This is a genomic window from Devosia sp. (assembly GCF_034675085.1).
In the GTDB taxonomy this organism is placed as follows: domain Bacteria; phylum Pseudomonadota; class Alphaproteobacteria; order Rhizobiales; family Devosiaceae; genus Devosia.
This window is the reverse complement of the sequence record NZ_JAUCDN010000467.1, coordinates 1-1765: the sequence shown is the minus strand read 5'-3', so window position 1 is coordinate 1765 and position 1765 is coordinate 1. Positions and strand designations below refer to the sequence as shown.

The 1765-nt window shown below is 67.7% G+C and carries 3 protein-coding genes; all 3 read left to right on the top strand.

What is annotated here, in order from left to right; all coding sequences use genetic code 11:
• A partial coding sequence (locus tag VDP82_RS17790; RefSeq protein WP_323016149.1) for a dTDP-glucose 4,6-dehydratase occupies positions 1-512 on the top strand: 512 nt, incomplete at its 5' end.
• Positions 509-1429: a dTDP-4-dehydrorhamnose reductase gene (rfbD, locus tag VDP82_RS17785; protein WP_323016148.1), complete on the top strand. Its 921-nt coding sequence runs from the start codon at positions 509-511 to the stop codon at positions 1427-1429. The genes VDP82_RS17790 and rfbD, both read left to right, overlap by 4 nt.
• Positions 1426-1765, top strand: a 340-nt coding sequence (locus tag VDP82_RS17780; RefSeq protein WP_323016147.1) for a sugar nucleotidyltransferase, incomplete at its 3' end; no start/stop codon positions are given. The genes rfbD and VDP82_RS17780, both read left to right, overlap by 4 nt.

Here is a 1765-nt window from a genome sequence, read left to right as displayed (position 1 = left end):
GCTCCAATAATTACGGGCCCTACCACTTTCCCGAAAAGCTCATTCCGCTCACCATTCTCAACGCTTTGGCGGGGCAGGCGCTGCCGGTCTATGGGCAGGGGCTCAATATTCGCGACTGGCTGCATGTGGAGGACCATGCGCGGGCGCTGGACCTCATCGCCGCGCGCGGGCGGCCCGGGGAAACCTATAATGTGGGCGGGCGCAACGAGCGCCGCAATATCGAGGTGGTGCGCTCGATCTGCGCCATTCTGGACGAGCGCATGCCGGCCAACCGCCCGCGCAGCGAGCTCATCAGCTTCGTCGCCGACCGTCCGGGCCACGACGAACGCTACGCCATCGACGCCAGCAAGCTCGAAACCGAGCTGGGCTGGAAGGCCCAGCAGACCTTCGACACCGGCATCGTGCAGACGGTGGAATGGTATCTGGCCAATGACTGGTGGTGGCGCCCGCTGCGCGAGCGCTATGACGGGCAGCGCCTGGGCCAGCTGGCATCGCGGCGGACCGAGCCATGACGCGGATCGCCGTGACCGGCAGAACCGGCCAGGTGGTCTCGGCCCTGATCGAGCGCGCCGCTGCCACCGGGGTCGACATCCTGCCCATCGGCCGCCCCGAATTCGACCTTGAAAACGCCGCGGCCGGCCTGAACGCCATCGCCGCCCTCGCCCCGGACCTGGTGATTTCGGCCGCCGCCTATACCGGGGTCGACAAGGCCGAAAGCGAAGCCGAGCGCGCCTTCGCCGCCAATCGCGACGGCCCGGCCGCCCTGGCGGGCCTGACCGCAAGGCTGGGCATTCCGATCATCCACATCTCCACCGACTATGTGTTCGACGGCCGCAAGGCCGGCCCCGATCTGGACAGCGACGCCCCGGGACCGCTGGGGGTCTATGGCCGCTCCAAGCTGGCGGGCGAGCAGGCGGTGCAGGCCGCCAATCCCGACCACGCCATCCTGCGCACCGCCTGGGTCTATTCTCCCTTCAGGGCCAATTTCCTGCGCACCATGCTGCGGCTGGGCGCCGAGCGCAGCCTCGTGCGGGTGGTGGACGACCAGATCGGCGCGCCCACCTCGGCGCTCGACATGGCCGACGCCATCCTGCGCGTCGCCGCCAATCTGCGCGCCCATCGGGCGGACAGCCGGATGCGGGGCGTGTTTCACCTGACCGGATCGGGCTGGGGAAGCTGGGCCGATTTTGCCGAGCATATCTTTGCTTCTGCCAGCGCCCGGGGACGTCCGCCGGTCGCGGTGGAGCGCATTCCCACCAGCCAATATCCGACGCCGGCCCACAGGCCGGCAAATTCCCGGCTCGACACCAGCCGCATCCGCGCCGTTCACGGCGTCGAGATGCCGCAATGGCGACCATCCGCCACGCAGGTCGTGGACAGGCTTCTGGCCGGTGACAACAGCGAAATCTCGCAGGGGGGCAGAGCGTGAAAGGCATCATTCTGGCGGGGGGCAGCGGCACGCGCCTGCATCCGATGACCATGGCGGCGTCCAAGCAATTGATGCCGGTCTTCGACAAGCCGCTGATCTACTATCCCCTCTCCACCCTGATGATGGCGGGGATAAGGGACATCCTCATCATCACCACCCCGCAGGACGCCGAAAGCTTCAAGCGGCTGCTGGGCGATGGCAGCCAATGGGGCCTGTCGATCCATTTCGCCGAGCAGCCCCAACCCAACGGGCTGGCGCAGGCTTTCGTCATCGGCGCCGATTTCGTCGGCGGCGGCCCCTCCGCGCTGATCCTGGGCGACAACATCTTTTTCGGCC

Coding starts and splice junctions, on each gene's coding strand:
- rfbD (WP_323016148.1), top strand. CDS start 509: ATGACGCGGATCGCCGTGACCGGCAGAACCGGCCAGGTGGTCTCGGCC.